This is a genomic window from Streptomyces sp. NBC_01077 (genome assembly GCF_045162855.1).
Lineage (GTDB): Bacteria > Actinomycetota > Actinomycetes > Streptomycetales > Streptomycetaceae > Streptomyces.
On record NZ_CP108669.1, the window covers coordinates 3,231,205 to 3,250,117 of the forward strand.

Here is an 18,913-nt window from a genome sequence, read left to right on the forward strand (position 1 = left end):
CATGGGGGCCCCACGGCTCGTACGCCCGTCCCGACATGCGCGTCCCATGGCACTGATGAGTGCCGTGGCGACGCTCCTCGCCGCGCTCTTCTTCTGCCTGGGCACCGGACCCGAGCAGCATCACGAGGCCGGTACCCCGTCGAGCTCCCGGGCCACGCACACCGCCGCTGCCTCCGCCGCCGTGGCCGAGTACATCTGCCCGTACGACCGCGGTGGCTGCTCCCTCTTCCCCAGCCTCTCCCCCGCGGTGCTCAGCGCGCCCCCGCTCGACCCTCCGCTGCACGCGGCCGACGGTCTCCCGCGCTTCGAGCCGCCGTCCGGTGACGGCCCCGCGCGCCGTTCCGGCGCCCAGCCGCGCGCGCCGGATCTGCACGTCCTTCAAGTTCTTCGGACGTAACGGCGGCGGGCGTCCCGCCCCCGCACGTCCACCCCCGAACTCCACCCCATCCCTGAGAAGGACGACATCACCATGGCCGCCAAGAGCTCCTCCAACGCCGACCGCCGCGCCCGAATAGAGGAGATGCGCCGCGCCGAGCAGGCCCGTGAGCGCCGCAACCGCTTCGTCACGATCGGCGTCTCGGGCGTCGTCGTCCTCGGCCTCGTCGGCTTCGGCGCCTTCGTGCTGATGAAGAAGTCCGACGAGCAGGACCAGAAGGAAGCGGCCGCGAAGGCCCCCATCACCGCCGAGAAGTCCTGGGACGTCAAGAAGCTCGGCCGCAACCACGTCGAGACGGCCGTGAAGTACGACATGAAGCCGCCGGTCGGCGGTGACCACAACCCGGTCTGGATGAACTGCGACGGCGTCGTCTACAAGAAGGCCATCGCCGAGGTGAACGCCGTGCACTCCCTGGAGCACGGCGCCGTCTGGGTGACGTACAACAAGAAGGCCGCCGCCGCCGACGTGAAGAAGCTGGAAGACAAGGTCGGCAAGACCAAGTACACGCTGATGAGCCCCGTGGACGACCAGGCCGGCTCCATCATGCTGTCCGCCTGGGGCAAGCAGGTCACCGTGGACAACGCGAGCGACCCCCGCGTCGACGCCTTCTTCACCAAGTACGTCCAGGGTCCGCAGACCCCTGAGCCGGGCGCCGCCTGCACCGGCGGGATCGGCCAGTGAGCGGGGACGAGGACGACCTGACGCTCCCGGCCCCGGCCCGGCGTCCGAACCGGACGCAGTGGGCGGCGGTCACCGCCGTCGCGCTGGCCCTGCTCTTCGCCGGGGGCGCCGTCACCGTCGCCTCCGCCGAGCGCGAGGAGGCACCGCGTACGCCCTCGTCGCTGTCCGCGGACGCCGGATTCGCCCGGGACATGGCCGTCCACCACCAGCAGGCCGTCGAGATGTCGTTCATCGTCCGGGACCGCACCCAGGACGAGGAGGTGCGCCGCCTCGCGTACGACATCGCCAACACCCAGGCCAACCAGCGGGGCATGATGCTCGGCTGGCTCGACCTGTGGGAGCTCCCCAAGATCGAGTCCGGCGTCGAGCCGATGGTCTGGATGGGCATGGGCGGCTCCGGCGACACCGGTCCGCTCGACGGCGCGCTCATGCCGGGCATGGCGACCAACGCCCAGCTGGACGAGTTGCGCAAGGCCGACGGCCGCGAGGCCGAGATCCTGTACCTGAAGCTCATGACCGAGCACCACAGGGGCGGGGTCCACATGGCCGAGGGCTGTGTCCAGAAGTGCTCGGTGGACATCGAGCGCAATCTCGCCCAGGGCATGGTCGACGCCCAGAAGTCCGAGATGCTGCTGATGGCGGACATGCTCAAGAAGCGTGGCGCCTGAGGACGCCGGTCGGTGACCTGTCGGCCCCCGTGACCCGCCGCGGTCACGGGGGCCGTGTCGTACGCCGACAGGCGAGGCGGTCGCTCCGTGCGCCGACAAGTCGCGGCGGTCGGGCCGTGCGCCGACAATGAGTGGGCTCGGGGACGTACGTGTGACCACGTTCGACGAAAGGTACGCACCCCATGACCACGGCGAAGGACATCATGCACCCCGGGGCCCAGTGGATCCCGGCACACGAGACGCTCGACCGTGCCGCGCAGCTGATGCGCAACCTGAACGTCGGCGCGCTGCCCATCGCCGACGAGAACGAACGGCTCTGCGGCATCATCACGGACCGCGACATCGTCATCGGCTGTGTGGCCATGGGCCACGACCCCGCGAAGATCACCTGCGGTGAGATGTCCAAGGGCACGCCGCGCTGGGTCGAGTCGGGCGCGGACGTCGGCGCCGTCCTGGAGGAGATGCAGAGCCACCAGATCCGGCGTCTCCCCGTCATCGAGGACAAGCGGCTCGTCGGCATGATCAGCGAGGCCGATCTGGCCCAGCATCTGTCCGACGAGCAGATCAAGACGTTCTGCGCGAGCGTCTACGCGCCTTCCTGACCGGGACGGCCGGAGCGACCGGAGCGACCGGAGCGATCCGATCCCAGGACCGCCCGGGCCACCGCGTCCGGGCGGTCCTTCATGACCAGATGGCCCGACGGTACGGCCGCCTCGTAGCGGGCGCCGAGCCGTCGGGCCAGCGCGTGTTGGCGCCGCTCCCAGCGGGCGGAGCCCTCGGGGGCGGCGAGCACGGTGACGGGGAGGCCCGGCGGGAGCGGGCGCGTGGCGCGCAGGGCGAGGAGTTCGGCGGCGACGGCTCCGTAGTGGGCGTTCTCCAGGAGGGTGCCGCGAAGCACCCGTGAGGTGCGGTAGACCCTGCGCACGAGGGCGACGGGGGCCGGGTCGTGGCGTACGGCCGCACGGCGCACCGCGGGGCCGAGGGCGGCCGGGACCCCGGCGGCGGAGAGTACGGCGCCGAGGACCCGGGTGACCGCCCCCGGGGAGGTACTCACCCGGGGGTGCTCCTCCACCGACGAGTCCACGAGCACCAGGGCGGCGGTCCGGTCCGGATGGAGCCGGGCGAAGGCCTCGGCGTGGAATCCGGCGATCGAGTGCCCCACGACGGTGGCGGGGCCGGGGAGCCCGAGCGCGTCGAGGAGGGCGGCGATCCGGTGGGCCTCGCCGGCGGCGGTGGGCGGGACGGCGGCGGGCTGGGAGAGCCCGTGTCCGGGACGGTCGAAGCGGACGACCGTACGGTGCGGGGCGAGGAGCGGGACGACCGGGTCCCAGTCGAACCAGCTCATGCCGAGTCCCGCGCTCAGGACGCAGACGGGTCCCGAGCCCTCGACGACGACGTGGTGGGCGACGCCGTCGACGCGTACGAACGTCATCGCTCCTCCTCCGGGGCGGGCGGGGAGGTCGCGAGGGAGTACGCGAGGACCGCGAGCCACACCGCCACCAGGAGCACCTGGAGCCGCTGGCCGGCGCCGAGCGCCCAGGTGCCCTTCCCCGCCTCGAAGGCGGCGACGGCGGCCAGGGTCCAGAGGGTGGCGGCGAGCTCCAGGGCGACCAGGACCGGGCCCGTACGGGCGAGGGGCCGCCAGCGGCGGTAGCGGCGGGCGGCCACGGTCAGGGCGACCAGGGCGACGAGGGCGCCGGTCATGGCGAGACCGGAACTGACGGCATGGGCCGTATGGGTGGCGGGCACGAGCCCGGCGTCTCGCGCGCCGCGCACGCCGGGTCGGCGGTGGCGGCGCAGCTGAGCGGGAGGCGCGAGTCGGCGACGGTGGCGGCCCCGAAGAGGGCGAGCGCGCCCCAGCCGACGAGCGCCCAGGGCTCGCGGAAGCGGAAGCGGAGGGGGGAGCGGGAACGGGAGCGGAGGGGGGAGCGGGAGCGGAGGCGGGAGCCGGCACGGGACCTGGAGCCGTCGCCGGAGCCGGCGCCGTGGGCCTCGGGTTCGGCTCCCGAGCGCCTCGTCCCCGCCCACCCCAGCACCGCCCCCGCCAGGACCAGCGCCCCCGCCACCAGGTCCGTGGCCCGGAAGAAGGCGCCGAACGGCTGGTCCGACGCCGCGAGTTCGGAGACGTACGTCCGCACCGGGTCGAGCCCGGTCCGGACGAGGACTTCGAGGACCCACGCGGTGTACGTGAGCGCGCCGAGGGCCGGCAGGGCGGCCGAGGCTCGCGTCACGTTTCCGGGCATGGTGGATCTGACGCTACGGGGTTCCGGAGGGTTGCCGGTGATCGGGGTGGATCCAGCTCGGTTTGCGGTACTTGAGGAGTGCGGCCGGAATGGCGACGCCGAGGAGCAGCAGTCCGCCGCCGACGATCAGCAGATAACGCCAGAGCGGCTGGTCGCCGAACTGGTCGGGCGGTACGAAGCCGATGGCGAGCGCGGCGACCGAGGCGACGAAGCCGATGCCGGCGACCCATTGGACGGCGGGGACGCGGAAGCCGCGTTCGACTCCGGGCTGGGTCCTGCGGAGCTTCACGACGGCCACGAACATCAGCAGGTACGCGATCAGGTAGATCTGCACGGTGATGACGGAGAACATCCAGTACGCGCTGGAGACGTTGTCGCTGAAGGCGTAGAGGACGCCGATCAGGGTCGTGACGACGCCCTGCGCGATCATGATGTTCTGCGGGGCGCCGTCCTTGTTGAACTTCTGCAGCGCGGGCGGGAGATAGCCCTCCTGCCGGGAGAGCAGCACCAGGCCCTTCGCGGGTCCCCCGAGCCAGGTGAGCATGCCGCCGAGGGCCGCGCAGACCAGCATGACGCCGACGACCTTCGTCATCCAGCCGATGGAGAAGTGGTCGAAGAAGGCCTGGAAGGCCTGCATCAGACCGGCGGTGAGGCTGAGCTGGGAGGCCGGCATGACCCAGGCGATGGCCAGGGCCGGAAGGATGAAGATCAGCAGGACGAGGCCGGTCGCCAGGAACATCGACTTCGGGTACTCGCGCTTGGGGTCGCGCAGCGAGGAGACGTGGACGCCGTTCATCTCCATGCCCGCGTAGGACAGGAAGTTGTTGACGATGAGGACCAGGCTCGCGAGGCCGGTCCACGGCGGGAGCCAGTGGTCGGCGCTCATGGGCTGCGCGGAGGGGTTGCCCTGGCCGAGGAAGACCATGCCGAGGGCGACCAGGAGCACGCCCGGGATGAGGGTGCCGATGATCAGGCCGAACGAGGAGAGGCCGGCGATCGTCTTCGTACCGCGCGAGGAGATCCAGACCCCGGACCAGTAGACGACGATGATGACGATCGCGACGTAGAGACCGTTCTCGGCGAGGGAGGGGTCGATGACGTACGCGAAGGTCGAGGCGACGTACGCCAGGAGGCTCGGGTAGTACGCGATGGTCATGGCGAACTGGCACCAGACCGCGAGGAAGCCCAGCGGCTTGCCGAGGGCCTCGCTCACCCAGCGGTAGATGCCGCCGTTCCAGCCGGAGGCGAGCTCCGCGCCGACGAGGGCGGTGGGGAGCAGGAAGACGAGGGCGGGGAGCAGGTAGAGGAAGATCGCGGCGAGGCCGTAGATGGCCATGGCCGGTGAGGGCCGCAGGCTGGCGACGGACGCGGTGGTCATGAACGCGAGCGTCAGCCATGAGATGAACTGTCTCTTGGTGCCGTCGTCATGGAGGGCCGGCGCGTCGGTCGCGGCGGGCCGTGCCGACTCTGCCGGATCGTCAGTGGTCGTCATGGAGACATGATCAATGGGGCGGAACGGGGCCGCATGTCGAGCGGGAGACGTGCACGGGGAGGGGCGGCGCCGTTCCCCGGGGCACGTTTCCCAGGACATCGCGTCGGTCTGACGATTACACTGGCCGGGTGCCTCAACTACGCCTCGCCCTGAATCAGATCGACTCGACCGTCGGAGACATCGCCGGGAACGCCGAGGCGATCGTGCACTGGACCCGGCACGCCGCCGGACAGGGCGCGCATCTCGTCGCGTTCCCCGAGATGGCGCTGACCGGATACCCCGTCGAGGACCTCGCGCTGCGCCCCTCCTTCGTCGAGGCGTCGCGGGTGGCCCTGCGCGCTCTCGCCCGCCGGCTCGCGGACGAGGGCTTCGGGGAGCTGCCGGTCGTCGTCGGTTATCTGGACCGCTCCGAGCGGGCGGAGCCGAAGCTCGGCCGGCCGGCCGGTTCGCCGGAGAACGCCGCCGCCGTGCTGTACCGGGGCGAGGTGGTGCTGCGCTTCGCCAAGCACCACCTCCCGAACTACGGCGTCTTCGACGAGTACCGCTACTTCGTCCAGGGCGACACGCTGCCGGTCGTCCGGGTCCACGGGGTCGACGTGGCCCTGGCGATCTGCGAGGACCTGTGGCAGGAGGGCGGCAGGGTCCCGGCGGCGCGCAGCGCGCGGGCGGGGCTGCTGCTTTCGGTCAACGCCTCGCCGTACGAGCGGAACAAGGACGACACGCGGCTCGACCTGGTCCGCACGCGGGCCCGGGAGGCGGGGTGCGTGACCGCGTATCTGGCGTCGACGGGCGGCCAGGACGAGCTGGTCTTCGACGGCGACTCGATCGTGGTGGACGCGGACGGCGAGGTCGTCGCGCGTGCCCCGCAGTTCGTCGAGGGCAGCGTGATCCTCGACCTGGAGCTGCCGGCGGCCGAGTCCGAGGCTCCGGAGGGCCTCGTGAACGACGGGCTGACGATCGACCGTGTGGTGCTCTCGGAGGAGCCGCTGCCCTCGTACGAGCCGGAGCTGACGGGCGGTTACGCGCACCGGCTCGACGACGACGAGGAGGTGTACTCGGCGCTGGTCATCGGCGTCCGGGCGTATGCCGCGAAGAACGGTTTCCGCTCGGTCCTCGTCGGCCTCTCGGGCGGCATCGACTCGGCGCTCGTCGCGGCCATCGCCTGCGACGCGCTCGGCGCGGAGAACGTGTACGGGGTGTCGATGCCCTCGAAGTACTCGTCCGACCACTCGCGCGGCGACGCGGCCGAACTGGCCCGCCGCACCGGGCTCCACTACCGCACGGTGTCGATCGAGCCGATGTTCGACGCGTACATGGGTGCGCTCGGCCTCACCGGCCTCGCCGAGGAGAACCTCCAGTCCCGGCTGCGCGGCACGACGCTGATGGCGCTCTCCAACCAGGAGGGGCACATCGTCCTCGCGCCGGGCAACAAGTCCGAGCTGGCGGTGGGCTACTCGACGCTGTACGGCGACTCCGTCGGCGCGTTCGGGCCCATCAAGGACGTCTACAAGTCGACCGTGTTCCGGCTGGCGCGCTGGCGCAACCGGGCGGCCGAGGAGCGCGGCCAGACACCGCCGATCCCGGAGAGCTCGATCACCAAGCCGCCGAGCGCCGAGCTCCGCCCCGGCCAGGTCGACACGGACTCGCTGCCGGACTACGACACCCTGGACGCGATCCTGGCCCTGTACGTGGACCAGGACCGGGGCCGGGACGAGATCGTCGCCGCGGGCTTCGACGAGGAGCTGGTCACGCGGACGCTGCGGATGGTGGACACGGCGGAGTACAAGCGGCGCCAGTACCCGCCGGGCACCAAGATCTCGGCCAAGGGTTTCGGCAAGGACCGTCGCCTCCCGATCACGAACCGCTGGCGGGAGACACCGGCACCTCGCTGACCTGCCGGTCGGACGTCAGGGGGCTTTGCGCGACCACGCGCGAGGCCCCCTCGCTCGTGCCCCTGTCGCGGTCGAGCAGACCCGCCACCACCGCGATGGCCAGGCCCACGACCGTGAGGACCGCGCCGACGAGGGTCGGGGAGGTCCAGCCCCAGCCGGCGGCCACGGCGGCGCCGCCCGCCCAGGCGCCGCCCGCGTTGGCGAGGTTGAAGGCGGAGTGGTTGGACGCGGAGGCGAGGGTGGGGGCGTCCTTGGCCTTGTTCATGACCAGCATCTGGAGCGGCGTGGTGGTCATGAAGCCGACCGCGCCGAGCACCACCACCGTGACCAGGGCCAGCAAGGGCACGTGGATCGTGAAGCGGAAGGCGACCAGGGCGAGGACGAGGGCGGCGAGCGAGCCGTACAGGGTCGGGCGGAGCGCCCGGTCGGTCAGCGGGCCCGCGGCGAGCGCGCCGCCGGTCATGCCGAGGCCGAAGAGGGCGAGCACGACGGTGACGGTGGAGTCGCCGAAGCCCATCACCTCGGTCGTCATCGAGGCCAGGTACGAGTAGACGGCGAAGACGCCCGCGAAGCCGAACACGGCGGTGAGCAGGCCGAGCAGCACCTGCGGGCGGCCGAGCGCGCGCACCTCGCGACCCAGGCTCTGCCGCTCGTCCACGGGGACGTGCGGCACGAGGCGGGCGAGCGCGGCCATGGCGAGCAGGCCGATGACGGAGACGACGAGGAAGGTGGCCCGCCAGCCGAGGTGCTGCCCGAGCAGGGTCGCGGCGGGTACGCCGAGGATGTTGGCGACGGTCAGGCCGAGGAACATCGTGGCCACTGCCCGCGCCTGCCGGCCCTCGCGCACGAGCCGGGCGGCGACGACCGCGCCGAGGCCGAAGAACGCGCCGTGCGGGAGCCCGGCGAGGACCCGGCCGGCTATCAGCCAGCCGAAGCCGGGAGCGAGCGCGGAGGCCAGGTTGCCGACGGTGAAGAGGGCCATGAGCAGGAGCAGCATCCGCTTGCGCGGGATGCGGGAGCCGAGGGCGGTGAGCAGCGGGGCGCCGACGACGACGCCGATCGCGTACGCCGAGACGAGGTACCCGGCGGTGGGGACGGAGGTGCCGAGGTCGTCGGCGACCTGCGGGAGCAGGCCCATCATCACGAATTCGGTGGTGCCGATGCCGAAGGCGGAGACGGCGAGCGCGAGCAGCGCCAGGGGCATGGGGAGGGCCTTTCCGGAAGATAGTTCTTCAACGGAACAAAGCCTCTCAGATGTTTTCTTCCCGGTTTCCCGAAGTGACCTCGGAGCCGGGTCTCAGAGCTTCACGCGGGCCGCGACCGGGAGGTGGTCGCTGTTCGTCTCCGGGAGGGCCCAGGACGACATCGGCTCGACTCCCTTGACCAGGATCTGGTCGATGCGGGCCATCGGGAACGAGGCCGGCCAGCTGAAGCCGAAGCCGTCGCCCGCCGCGCCCTGGGTGGAGCGGAGCTGCGAGGTGATGCCGTTGAGCGCGCGGTCGTTCATGGTGCCGTTGAGGTCGCCGAGGAGGACGATCCGCTCGTGCCGGTCGTCGAAGATGGCCTCGCCGAGGGCGTTCGCGCTGGCGTCGCGCTGGTTGGCGGTGAAGCCGGCGTTCAGCTTGACCCGGACGGACGGCAGGTGGGCCACGTACACGGCCAGGTCGCCCTTAGGGGTCACGACGGTGGCGCGCATGGCGCGGGTCCAGCCCATCCGGATGTCGACCGGCTGCGCGTCGCGCAGGGGCAGCTTGCTCCACAGCCCGACCGTGCCCTGGACGGAGTGGTACGGGTACGCCTCCGCCAGGCCCTTCTCGTACGCCGGGACCATGTCGCCCTTCAGCTCCTCCAGGGCCAGGACGTCGGCGCCGGACGCGGCGAGCTGCTCGGCCGTGCCGGCGGGGTCGGGGTTGTCGGCGTTCACGTTGTGGGTCGCGACGGTCAGGTCACCACCGGACGCCGACTTGTCGGCGACGAGCCCGCCGAAGAGGTTCAGCCACACCACGGCCGGCAGCACCAGGGCGATCAGCGCGGTGGCGGAGCGGCGCAGCAGGGCGAGGACGAGGAGGACGGGCACGAGGAGGCCGAGCCAGGGCAGGAAGGTCTCGGTCAGGCTGCCGAGGTTGCCGATCCGGTTGGGGATGTCGGCGTGGAAGACCATCAGCAGGGTCAGGCCCACCGCGCACAGCGCGAGCAGGATGCCCCGGCGCCAGATCCCTGGGTCGCGGCGGAGCCCGCCGAGGGCGGTCCGGAATCGGGAGGAGGTCGGGGGCTCGTTCCCCGCGTCGCCCTGCTCGGTCTCCGTCATGTCCACCCGCGCCATCGCCCGTCCTCACTGCCTTGCTGCCGTGCTGCCTTGCTGCCTTGCTCCGTGACCCGACATCGACACTAGGGGATGACGGGTCCGTCGTACGTCCTGAGGGACGACAGCTACGGCGTGGCGGGTTCCTGCAGGTGGCGCGCTCGGGCGGGCTGTGACAGAACGCGCACATTTGGCCGGGTCCGGTCTTGTCTCACAGGCGCCGGTCAGTCGCGCGGGCGCAGGCCCTCCATGACGGTGTCGACGACCCGCTCGGCGAGGCCGGGCTCAAGGGAGGCGCCGGGGCGGATGACGGTGCGCAGGAGCAGGGGGCCCACGAGGAGGTCGTTGACGAACTCGATGTCGAGGTCGTCGCGGATCTCCCCCTGTTCCATCCCGCGCCGCACGGTGTCCAGACCGAGGAGGCGGCGCGGTTCGATGACGGTGTGGTGGTAGACCTCCCACAGCCGGGGATACAGCTGCATCTGCGCGAACACGTTGTGGAGCAGGCTGGAGGTCCGCTTGGCGACGCCGCGTTCGCGCAGCGACTCCAGGAGGACGACGAGGTCGCCCCGGACCGAGGTGCCGGAGAGCACCGGGTCCTGGGGTTCCACCGAGCGGAGCAGGTCGACGAAGAGCTCCTCCTTGCCGGTCCAGCGGCGGTAGATGGTGGCCTTGCCGACGCCGGCGGTGCGGGCGATCCGCTCGATGGACAGCTCGGCGAGCGGGACGCCCTCGTCCAGGAGCCCCACGACCGCGTCGAAGACGGCCCGCTCGACGCCCTCGCTCCGGGGCCGGCCCCGCCGGGCGCCGGTCGCGGCGCCGGTCGCGGCCCCGTCGTCGTGGGTTTCCGGGGTTCCGGGGGTCCCGCCGTCCTGCCGCGACACGTGCGCTCCACCTCTCGTTCGGGTCCTACCGTCGGGCCGATTCTCCCGCCTCGGACGCCGGCCCCGGCACCGAGCCCCGCCGGGCGTCACCTTCGGGTCCGGTTCCGGGTGCCGCGGCGCCCGGTTCCGCCGCGTCCGGTCCCGCCGCGCCCGGTTCCGCCGCGCCCGTCGGCGTACGGCCCGGGAGGAAGACCGCGACGACCACCGCGCCGATCACGCCGATCACCGCCGAGGCGAGCGCCGTGACGTGCATGGCGGTCAGGAAGGCGTCGTACGCGGGGGCCACCAGGCCCCGGCCCGCCGGGCCGAGCTTCTCCGCGACCGCGAGCGTGGCCTCGACGGACTCGCCCGCCGTGGCGCGCAGGGCCTCCGGGACCCCGCCGAGGTGCCCCTCGATCTCCCCGCGGTACGTGGAGGAGAGCAGCGAGCCGAGGACGGCGACCCCGAGCGCGCCGCCGACCTGCCGGAAGGTGTTGTTGATCGCCGAGCCGGAGCCCGCCTTCTCGCGGGGCAGCGCCTGCATGACCGCGACCGTGACCGGCGGCATGATGTGCGCCATTCCCGCGCCCTGGACGAAGAAGACGACCTCCATGACCCAGACCGGGGTCGAGGCGTCGAAGAAGGCGAAGGCCGCGAGGCCGAGGGCGACGAGCAGCATGCCGCCGGTGCACACGGCCTTGGCGCCGAAGCGTTCGACGACGAGCCGCGCGCGGGGCGCGAACACCATCTGCGCGGCGGCCAGCGGCAGGATGAGCAGCCCGGACTGGAGGGCGCTGTAGCCGCGCACGCTCTGCAGGTAGAAGGCGGAGAAGAAGGTCACGCCCATCAGCGCGAAGAAGACGAGCGCGATGGCGGCGACGGCCGCCGAGAACGCGGGTTTCTTGAAGTACGTCATGTCGATCGCCGGGTGGTCGCTGCGCCGCTCGTGGAGGACGAAGAGGACCAGGACGGCGAGGCCGCCGAGGACCGGGGCGAGGACGGTGACGTCGGTGAAGTCCGCCAGCTCGCCGCCGCGGATGATCCCGTAGACGAGGAGGACGAGTCCGACGACGGAGAGCAGCACACCGGGGATGTCGATCCGGCCGGGCCTGGGGTCCCTGGAGTCGGGGACGAGCCACATCATCAGCGCGAGGGCGACGAGTACGACCGGCACGTTGATGAGGAAGATCGATCCCCACCAGAAGTGTTCGAGCAGGATGCCGCCGGTGATCGGGCCGATCGCGATGGCGAGGCCGACGCTGCCGGCCCAGATGCCGATGGCCTTGGGCTGCTCGTCGCGCTCGAAGACGTTCATGAGGACGGCGAGGGTCGCGGGCATGACGAACGCGGCGCCGAAGCCCATGACGGCCCGGAAGGCGATGAGCTCGCCCGGGGAGCCGGAGAGCGCGGCGAGGGCCGAGCCGATGCCGAAGACGGTGATGCCGAAGAGCAGCACCTTCTTGCGGCCGAGGCGGTCGCCGAGCAGGCCGGAGGTGAAGAGGAGGCCGGCGAAGACGAGCGTGTAGGAGTTGATCGCCCACTCCAGCTCGCTCTGGGTGGCGCCGATGCCGGTGGGCGCGGGGGCGGCGATCGTCTTGACGGCGACGTTCAGGATCGAGTTGTCGAGGACGACGATCAGCAGGCTGAGCATCAGGACGCCGAGGACGGCCCAACGGCGCCGGTGGACGGCCTCGGGGACACGGGGTCCGGCAGGCATGGCGGGCCCGGCGGCTGCGGCGGGTGCGGAGTGCGACTGTGGCATGCCCACACCCTAGGGCAATTTCGATACGAGACCGTCTCGTATCGAAAAACCTGACCGAGCCTTTACGTCGCCCCAGCCGCGGCCTCATGAACGCCCTGGACGCCCGACCGCCGCGCCGGTGTGAACAGCGCCACTCCGGCCCACTTCCCCGCCCGCCCGGCGAAGTGCCACCATGGATGTGGTCCGGGGACGCCGTAAGGGCGCCTCGAGATGACACAAGGAGCCGTGCACCATGACGCTTCAGGCTGCCCAGAAACCGCCCGCCGACAGCAGCAAGGCGCTGTACGGCGGCAAGGGCACGCGCCGCATCACCGTCCACGACATCGCCGCCGCCAAGACCCGCGGCGAGAAGTGGCCCATGCTCACCGCCTACGACGCGATGACGGCGTCCGTCTTCGACGAGGCCGGCATCCCCGTGATCCTCGTCGGCGACTCGATGGGCAACTGTCACCTCGGTTACGAGACCACCGTGCCCGTCACGATGGACGAGATGACGATCCTCTCCGCCGCCGTCGTCCGGGGCACCAAGCGCGCCCTCGTCGTCGGCGACCTCCCCTTCGGTTCGTACCAGGAAGGGCCCGTCCAGGCCCTGCGCAACGCCACCCGGCTGGTCAAGGACGCGGGCGTCGGCGCGATCAAGCTGGAGGGCGGCGAGCGCTCCCTGCCGCAGACCGAGCTGCTCGTCCAGGCCGGCATCCCCGTCATGTCCCACCTGGGCCTCACTCCGCAGTCCGTGAACACCATGGGCTACCGGGTGCAGGGCCGCTCCGACGAGGCCGCGCACAAGCTGCTCCGCGACGCGAAGGCGGCGCAGGACGCGGGCGCGTTCGCGGTCGTCCTGGAGCTCGTACCGGCCGAACTGGCCGCCGAGGTCACCCGCTCGCTGCACATCCCGACCATCGGGATCGGCGCGGGCGCCGGCACCGACGCCCAGGTGCTCGTCTGGACCGACATGGCCGGCCTGACCGGCGGCAAGGTCCCGCGCTTCACCAAGCAGTACGCCAACCTCCGCGAGACGCTCGGCGACGCCGCGCGCGCCTTCGCCGAGGACGTCAGCGGCGGGGCGTTCCCCGCCGAGGAGCACACCTTCCACTAGGGGTTCGTCCGAGCCTGATCCCTCGGACGAACCCGGCCCACCGTGGATACCCCGTAGCCACCGCGGCACCACCCGACAGCCCGCCGACATCCCCCATCGGCGGGCTGTCGGTCGTCTGTCGGAGGATTGTCGGTGGCGGCTGGTCTAGTGAGGGCCATGACGCGATCACACACCAACGCCGTCGAGGTCCGGGGCCTCGTGAAGCACTTCGGCGCCACCAAGGCCCTCGACGGGGTCGACCTGGACGTACGGGAGGGCACCGTCCTCGGCGTGCTCGGCCCCAACGGGGCCGGGAAGACCACCCTCGTCCGCTGTCTCTCCACCCTCCTCGTCCCGGACGCCGGGACCGCCACCGTCGCCGGCTACGACGTGGTGAAGCACCCCCGCCAGCTGCGCCGCACCATAGGGCTCACCGGTCAGTACGCCTCGGTCGACGAGAAGCTGTCGGGCTGGGAGAACCTGTACATGATCGGGCGGCTGCTCGACCTCTCCCGTGCCGACGCCCGCCGCAGGGCCGACGAGATGCTGGAGCGCTTCTCCCTCACCGACGCCGCCAAGCGGCCCGCCATGAACTACTCCGGCGGCATGCGGCGCCGGCTCGACCTCGCCGCCTCGATGATCGGGCAGCCCGCCGTGCTCTACCTGGACGAGCCGACCACCGGTCTCGACCCCCGTACCCGTAATGAGGTGTGGGACGAGGTCCAGCGGATGGTCTCCGAGGGCGTCACCGTCCTCCTCACCACCCAGTACATGGAGGAGGCGGAGCAGCTCGCGAGCGAGCTGACCGTCATCGACAAGGGCAAGGTCATCGCCAAGGGCGGCGTCGACGAGCTCAAGGCCAAGGTCGGCGGCCGGACCCTGAAGGTCCGCCCGGTGGACCCGGACCAGCTGTCGGCGATGGCCGCCGCGCTCCGCGAGACCGGTCTCGACGGGATCGCCGGCGCGACCGTCGTGCCCGACGAGGGCGCGCTGTACGTGCCGATCCTCTCCGACCAGCAGCTGACCGCCGTCGTGGCCCTGTTCGGCGCGCGCGGCTTCGGCATCGCGCACATCGGCACCCATCTGCCCAGCCTGGACGAGGTGTTCCTGGCGATCACCGGCGAGAAGACCGCCGTTTCCGACGAGATCAACGAGGAGGTCGCCGCGTGAGCACGACCACGGTCACCAAGTCCCCCGTCGGATCCCCGAGTCCGGCCGCGGCGCGGCGCGCGCCCACCGCCGAGGGCCGGATCGGCCTGCGGGCCAACCTGCGCCACATCGGCGCCCTGGCCCGGCGCAACGCGCTCCAGATCAAGCAGGACCCGGAGTCGATGTTCGACGCCGTCCTGATGCCGATCATCTTCATCCTGCTCTTCGTGTACGTCTTCGGCGGCGCCATCGCCGGCAAGGGCAACAACGGGGTCTACGTCAACTACGTGACCCCGGGCCTGATGGCGATGATGGGCATGAACATCGCCATGGCCGTCGGTGTCGGCATCAACGACGACTTCAAGAAGGGGGTCATGGACCGGTTCCGGACGATGCCGATCGCCCGGTCCTCCGTCCTGATCGCGAAGATCGTCGTCGAGGTCGGCCGGATGCTGATCGCCACCTCGATCCTGCTCGGCATGGGCTTCCTGCTCGGCCTGGAGATCCACACCTCGTTCTTCCACCTCCTCGCCGCCATCGGACTCTCGATGGTCTTCGGAGCGTCGCTGATGTGGATCTTCATCCTGCTCGGTCTCACCATGAAGACCGCCCAGGCGGTCCAGGGCATGGCCATGCTCGTCCTGATGCCGCTGCAGTTCGGTTCCTCGATCTTCGCCCCGCCGATCTCGATGCCCGGCTGGCTGAAGACCTTCACCGACTACAACCCGCTGTCGAACCTCGCCGACGCCGCCCGGAACCTGATCAACGGCGGCCCGGTCGCCCACTCCGTGTGGATGACCCTCGGCTGGGCTCTGGTGATCACGGTCGTCACGGCGCCCCTGGCGGTGACCAAGTTCCGCAAGAAGACCTGAGTCCACCACAGGGGTCCCGGCGGGGATCCCCACGGGGGTTCAGGACTCGGCGCGCTCACTGATCGCGTCGGCGGCGCGACCGAGCAGGGCGGCGGCCTCTTCCAAGGAGAGGCCGTCGCCTTCGTCGTATGCCGCCGCGAACGCTTCCCCGCCGAGGACGGACCGGGTCAGCTCCGTGGCCCGCGCCAGGTTCTCCCTCTCCATGGGCGGCGCCAGGTGTCCCGGCGGGACCAGGCCTTCCCTGGCCCCGAGCAGCACCGCCCCGGTCCGCGCCTCCGGACCGCCGAGCCCGGCGAGCGCCCAGGCGGCGGTGACCAGATGGACCCCGGGCATCTGCGGGGCGACCATCATCGACAGCGCGCCGAGGGAGCGCCCGTACGCCTCCGTGGCGAGGGCGAGCGCGGAGTCGTACCGGCCGTCGAGGTCGTCGAGCCAGCCCAGGCTGCCGAGCGTGAAGCCCTCGAAGATGGAGAGGGTCTCGGAGCCGAACTCCCCCCGCAGCGCGTGCAGATGCTCGCGGGCCTCGGTGGTGCGGCCGCTGCGGCCGAGCGCCAGGGCGAGGAAGATGCGGGCGCCGAGCAGGGGTTCGTGGCCCCAGCCGTGGCCGCCGTCCACGATCTCGCGCAGGATCGTCTCGCCCTCGTCCAGCCGCCCGGTCTCGACGAGCGTGCCGGCGTACCGGGCCCGCAGCAGCGCCATCTGCGACTGGGCACCGATCCGTTCCGCGTAGTCGATGGCGGCGGCGAAGTCATCGGCCGCCTCCTCGAACGCGAGCCGCCGCTCGTGGGCCTCCGCGCGGGAGGAGAGCGCCTCGGCCGCGCCCCAGGCGTCCCCGAGCCGGACGAAGAGCTCCAGGCTCTCGTCGGCGTCGGTGATCGCCTCGACGGCCTGGTCGCCCCGGTTGGCGAACATGTTGGCCCGCATCTGGAGGGCGTTGGCGAGCTCCCAGTCGTAGCCGTAGCGGCGGCAGGTGTCGACGGTCGTGTCGAGGAGATCGCGGAGCCGGCCGGCCTCGCCGATGAGGAGGACGGCGAAGACGGCGAGGGAGCCGGGCAGCCGGGAGGACTGGGGCAGGCCGGGCTCGTAGACGGCGGTCATCTCGCGGAGCCGCTCCACGCCCCCGGGGCTGGTCCAACGCCCGGTCTCGTGGTCCATGTTGGTCAGCTCGACCAGCCGCACCCCGCGCCGGGCCTCCCAGCGCTGCTCCTCGGAGAGCGGCGGCGGCGCGGCCGTGCACGGCTCGTGCAGGGGTACGACGGGGGCGGCGGGCGCCGCGAACGGGTCGGGTCCGAGGGAGGCGGCGGCCCGCGCCCAGTGCAGGGCGTCGGTGCGCAGGTCGCGCATCTGCCAGTACCAGAGCAGGGAGTGGACGAGGACGAGCGCTTCGTCCTCGTCGTGGGCGTCGACGGCACGGCGCAGGGCGGTACGCAGGTTGCCGTACTCGCGGGCGAAGAGGGCCATGGCGGCGACCTGTCCGGCGCCGCGCAGTTCGGGATCGGTGCGGCGGGCGAGTTCCCGGTAGTACGTGAGATGGCACCGCTCGGCCGAGGCCCGCTCCCCGGACTCGTCGAGCCGCTCCCCCGCGTACTCCGCCACCGTCTCCAGCAGCCGGAACCGCATGCCCTCACCGTCCCCGCCCGGACCCGCCACCACCAACGACTTGTCCACCAGAGCACCCAGCACGTCGAGCACCTCCCCGCCCCCTCCACCGTCGCCCGCACACACCGCCTCCGCCGCCGACAGATCCGCCCCACCCGTGAACACCGCCAGCCGCCGCAACACCCCCCGCTCCGACTCCTCCAACAGCTCCCACGACCAGTCCACCACCGCCCGCAACGTCTGCTGACGCGGCAACACCGTCCGCGCCCCCGACGTCAACAAACGAAACCTGTCGTCCAACCGATCCGCGATCTGCCGCACCGACAACAACCGCAACCGCGCCGCCGCCAACTCGATCGCCAACGGCAACCCGTCCAGACGACGACACACCTCCTCCGCCGCCCCCGCATCCTCCGCCACCACAAACCCAGGACGCGCCGCCGCACCCCGCTCCCCCAACAACCGCAACGCCATCCCCACCGACAACGGCCCCAACGGCCGCACCACCTCCCCCGGCACCCCCAACGGCTCCCGGCTCGTCGCAAGGACCCGCAGGTCCGGGCAGCGGGCGAGCAGGGTCTCGGCGAGCGCGGCGGCGGCCGCCACGAGGTGCTCGCAGTTGTCGAGGAGCAGCAGCATCCGCCGCCCCGCGCAGTGCTCGACGAGCCGGACGAGCGGGTCGTCCCCGGCCCGCAGCTCCTCGGCTCCGGCGCCGCGCAGCACCGTCTCCCGGGCGCCGACGGCCGCGAGGACGGCCTCCACGACCGCCTCCGGGTCGGTGACGGGCGCGAGTTCGGCGACCCAGACACCGTCCGGCCAGGCCCCGTCGGCGGCCCCGCGCTCGGCCGCCTCCTGCGAGAGTCGGGTCTTCCCGGCGCCCCCGGGCCCGAGCAGCGTGACGAGCCGGGCCGTGCGCAGGTCGCCCTGGAGGGCGGCGATCTCCTCGTCGCGCCCGACGAAGCTGGTGAGCCGCGCGCGCAGGTTCCCCCGGACGACGGGCTCCTCCCTCTTCGCCGGCGCCCCCGGCTTCGGGACGGGCCCGGGCACCTTCGGTCCCGCGAGCAGCTCCGCGTGGAGGGCACGCAGGGCCGGCGACGGGTCCGTACCGAGACGGTTGGCGAGCGCACGCCGGACCGCGTCGTACGCGGCGAGGGCCTCGGCCGCCCGTCCGGTGTCCCGCAGGGCGCGGATCCGCAGGGCCTGAAGGGTCTCGTCCAGGGGATGGGCGGCGCAGAGGGCGGTCAGTTCGGGGAGGGCCGCGGGCGCCTCGCCGAGGCCGAGGGCCGCGTCGAGCCTGGCCCGGCGGACGTCGAGACGGCGCGCCTCCCAGCGGGGGGCCTCCGCGTCCCGGTCCGGCAGATCGGCGAGGGCGGGCCCGCGCCAGAGCCCGAGCGCCTCGTCGAGGAGGCCGGCGGCACGGGCCGGATCCCCGGCGCCGAGCGCGGCGACGCCCTCGACGGCGAGGTGCTCGAAGCGGCGGGCGTCCACGTCCTCGGGCCGGGCGTCGAGCCGGTAGCCGCCCTCGGCGGAGATCACCCGGTCCCGGCCGAGGGCCTTGCGGAGCCGTCCGACGAGGGCCTGGAGCGCCGCGACGGCGTCGGCGGGCGGCTCGTCGCCGTGCCACACCTCGTCGACGAGGTCCGGTACGGGCACGGTCCGGCCCGCCCGCAGGGCGAGGACGGTGAGGAGCGCACGGACCCGCGGGCCGCCGACGGCCACGTCGGTGCCGTCGGGCGTGCGGGCGAGCGTCGGGCCGAGGACGGAGTAGTGCACGGGCCCATTCTCCGCGAGAGGGTCCCCGACTCCGGAACTCGCCCCGTCACCCGATACGTTTCCCGCACATCAGGCACCGAAAGACGCCACCTCCGTCCCCTGGGAG

15 protein-coding genes and 1 pseudogene are annotated in these 18,913 nt (G+C 72.2%); 8 read left to right on the forward strand and 8 right to left on the reverse strand.

Annotated features, from left to right (window positions below; all coding sequences use genetic code 11):
* Positions 1-55 precede the first annotated feature (55 nt).
* From OG462_RS14380 to OG462_RS14395, 4 genes are all read left to right on the forward strand, one after another.
* Positions 56-397: a hypothetical protein gene (locus OG462_RS14380; RefSeq protein ID WP_406057825.1), complete on the forward strand. Its 342-nt coding sequence runs from the start codon at positions 56-58 to the stop codon at positions 395-397.
* Between the two features lie 72 nt (positions 398-469).
* Positions 470-1,117: a DUF3105 domain-containing protein gene (locus OG462_RS14385; RefSeq protein ID WP_406057826.1), complete on the forward strand. Its 648-nt coding sequence runs from the start codon at positions 470-472 to the stop codon at positions 1,115-1,117.
* Positions 1,118-1,134: 17 nt separating this feature from the next.
* Positions 1,135-1,785 (forward strand): DUF305 domain-containing protein, encoded by a 651-nt coding sequence (locus OG462_RS14390; protein ID WP_406066535.1) that lies wholly within the window; start codon positions 1,135-1,137, stop codon positions 1,783-1,785.
* Between the two features lie 182 nt (positions 1,786-1,967).
* Positions 1,968-2,387 carry a CBS domain-containing protein gene (locus OG462_RS14395; protein ID WP_406057827.1) on the forward strand — a complete coding sequence of 140 codons (420 nt, stop codon included), beginning with the start codon at positions 1,968-1,970 and terminating at the stop codon, positions 2,385-2,387.
* On the opposite strand, the gene OG462_RS14400 is transcribed toward OG462_RS14395, so the two are convergent.
* The 3 genes and pseudogenes from OG462_RS14400 to OG462_RS14410 all read right to left on the reverse strand — a co-directional run bounded on the left by OG462_RS14400 (position 2,372) and on the right by OG462_RS14410 (position 5,520).
* Positions 2,372-3,217, reverse strand: a complete 846-nt coding sequence (locus OG462_RS14400; protein WP_406057828.1) for an alpha/beta fold hydrolase — start codon at positions 3,215-3,217, stop codon at positions 2,372-2,374. The genes OG462_RS14395 and OG462_RS14400 overlap by 16 nt on opposite strands.
* Positions 3,214-4,028, reverse strand: a pseudogene (locus OG462_RS14405) (DUF998 domain-containing protein). The gene OG462_RS14400 and the pseudogene OG462_RS14405 overlap by 4 nt, the downstream one beginning before the upstream one ends.
* Positions 4,029-4,041: 13 nt before the next feature.
* On the reverse strand, positions 4,042-5,520 hold the full coding sequence (locus OG462_RS14410) for an APC family permease (protein ID WP_406057829.1): 1,479 nt from the start codon (positions 5,518-5,520) through the stop codon (positions 4,042-4,044).
* A 128-nt stretch (positions 5,521-5,648) separates the two neighbouring features.
* Between OG462_RS14410 and OG462_RS14415 the strand changes: the two genes are divergently transcribed.
* On the forward strand, positions 5,649-7,412 hold the full coding sequence (locus tag OG462_RS14415) for an NAD+ synthase (protein ID WP_406057830.1): 1,764 nt from the start codon (positions 5,649-5,651) through the stop codon (positions 7,410-7,412).
* On the opposite strand, the gene OG462_RS14420 is transcribed toward OG462_RS14415, so the two are convergent.
* The 4 genes from OG462_RS14420 to OG462_RS14435 form a co-directional block, all read right to left on the reverse strand.
* A complete protein-coding gene (locus OG462_RS14420) occupies positions 7,375-8,616 on the reverse strand; it encodes an MFS transporter (protein ID WP_406057831.1) in 1,242 nt (413 codons plus the stop codon). The genes OG462_RS14415 and OG462_RS14420 overlap by 38 nt on opposite strands.
* A gap of 93 nt (positions 8,617-8,709) precedes the next feature.
* Positions 8,710-9,735 carry an endonuclease/exonuclease/phosphatase family protein gene (locus tag OG462_RS14425; protein ID WP_406057832.1) on the reverse strand — a complete coding sequence of 342 codons (1,026 nt, stop codon included), beginning with the start codon at positions 9,733-9,735 and terminating at the stop codon, positions 8,710-8,712.
* Between the two features lie 203 nt (positions 9,736-9,938).
* Positions 9,939-10,598 carry a TetR/AcrR family transcriptional regulator gene (locus OG462_RS14430; protein ID WP_406057833.1) on the reverse strand — a complete coding sequence of 220 codons (660 nt, stop codon included), beginning with the start codon at positions 10,596-10,598 and terminating at the stop codon, positions 9,939-9,941.
* Between the two features lie 25 nt (positions 10,599-10,623).
* Positions 10,624-12,339 carry an MFS transporter gene (locus tag OG462_RS14435; protein WP_406057834.1) on the reverse strand — a complete coding sequence of 572 codons (1,716 nt, stop codon included), beginning with the start codon at positions 12,337-12,339 and terminating at the stop codon, positions 10,624-10,626.
* 232 nt (positions 12,340-12,571) lie between these two features.
* Here OG462_RS14435 and panB point away from each other — a divergent pair, with 232 nt between their 5' ends.
* The 3 genes from panB to OG462_RS14450 all read left to right on the forward strand — a co-directional run bounded on the left by panB (position 12,572) and on the right by OG462_RS14450 (position 15,435).
* Complete coding sequence (gene panB, locus OG462_RS14440) at positions 12,572-13,435, forward strand: 3-methyl-2-oxobutanoate hydroxymethyltransferase (protein ID WP_406057835.1); 864 nt, start codon at positions 12,572-12,574, stop codon at positions 13,433-13,435.
* Between the two features lie 156 nt (positions 13,436-13,591).
* Positions 13,592-14,584, forward strand: coding sequence for an ATP-binding cassette domain-containing protein (locus OG462_RS14445; RefSeq protein WP_406057836.1), 993 nt, complete (start codon positions 13,592-13,594; stop codon positions 14,582-14,584).
* Complete coding sequence (locus OG462_RS14450) at positions 14,581-15,435, forward strand: ABC transporter permease (RefSeq protein WP_406057837.1); 855 nt, start codon at positions 14,581-14,583, stop codon at positions 15,433-15,435. Before OG462_RS14445 ends, OG462_RS14450 begins: the two co-directional genes overlap by 4 nt.
* A 39-nt stretch (positions 15,436-15,474) precedes the next feature.
* Here the strand turns inward: OG462_RS14450 and OG462_RS14455 are convergent, their stop codons facing one another.
* Positions 15,475-18,807, reverse strand: a complete 3,333-nt coding sequence (locus OG462_RS14455) for a BTAD domain-containing putative transcriptional regulator (protein WP_406057838.1) — start codon at positions 18,805-18,807, stop codon at positions 15,475-15,477.
* Positions 18,808-18,913 lie beyond the last annotated feature (106 nt).

Coding starts and splice junctions, on each gene's coding strand:
- OG462_RS14400 (WP_406057828.1), bottom strand. CDS start 3,217: ATGACGTTCGTACGCGTCGACGGCGTCGCCCACCACGTCGTCGTCGAG.
- OG462_RS14445 (WP_406057836.1), top strand. CDS start 13,592: ATGACGCGATCACACACCAACGCCGTCGAGGTCCGGGGCCTCGTGAAG.
- OG462_RS14380 (WP_406057825.1), top strand. CDS start 56: ATGAGTGCCGTGGCGACGCTCCTCGCCGCGCTCTTCTTCTGCCTGGGC.
- OG462_RS14410 (WP_406057829.1), bottom strand. CDS start 5,520: ATGACGACCACTGACGATCCGGCAGAGTCGGCACGGCCCGCCGCGACC.
- OG462_RS14395 (WP_406057827.1), top strand. CDS start 1,968: ATGACCACGGCGAAGGACATCATGCACCCCGGGGCCCAGTGGATCCCG.
- OG462_RS14420 (WP_406057831.1), bottom strand. CDS start 8,616: ATGCCCCTGGCGCTGCTCGCGCTCGCCGTCTCCGCCTTCGGCATCGGC.
- OG462_RS14385 (WP_406057826.1), top strand. CDS start 470: ATGGCCGCCAAGAGCTCCTCCAACGCCGACCGCCGCGCCCGAATAGAG.
- panB (WP_406057835.1), top strand. CDS start 12,572: ATGACGCTTCAGGCTGCCCAGAAACCGCCCGCCGACAGCAGCAAGGCG.
- OG462_RS14435 (WP_406057834.1), bottom strand. CDS start 12,339: ATGCCACAGTCGCACTCCGCACCCGCCGCAGCCGCCGGGCCCGCCATG.
- OG462_RS14425 (WP_406057832.1), bottom strand. CDS start 9,735: ATGGCGCGGGTGGACATGACGGAGACCGAGCAGGGCGACGCGGGGAAC.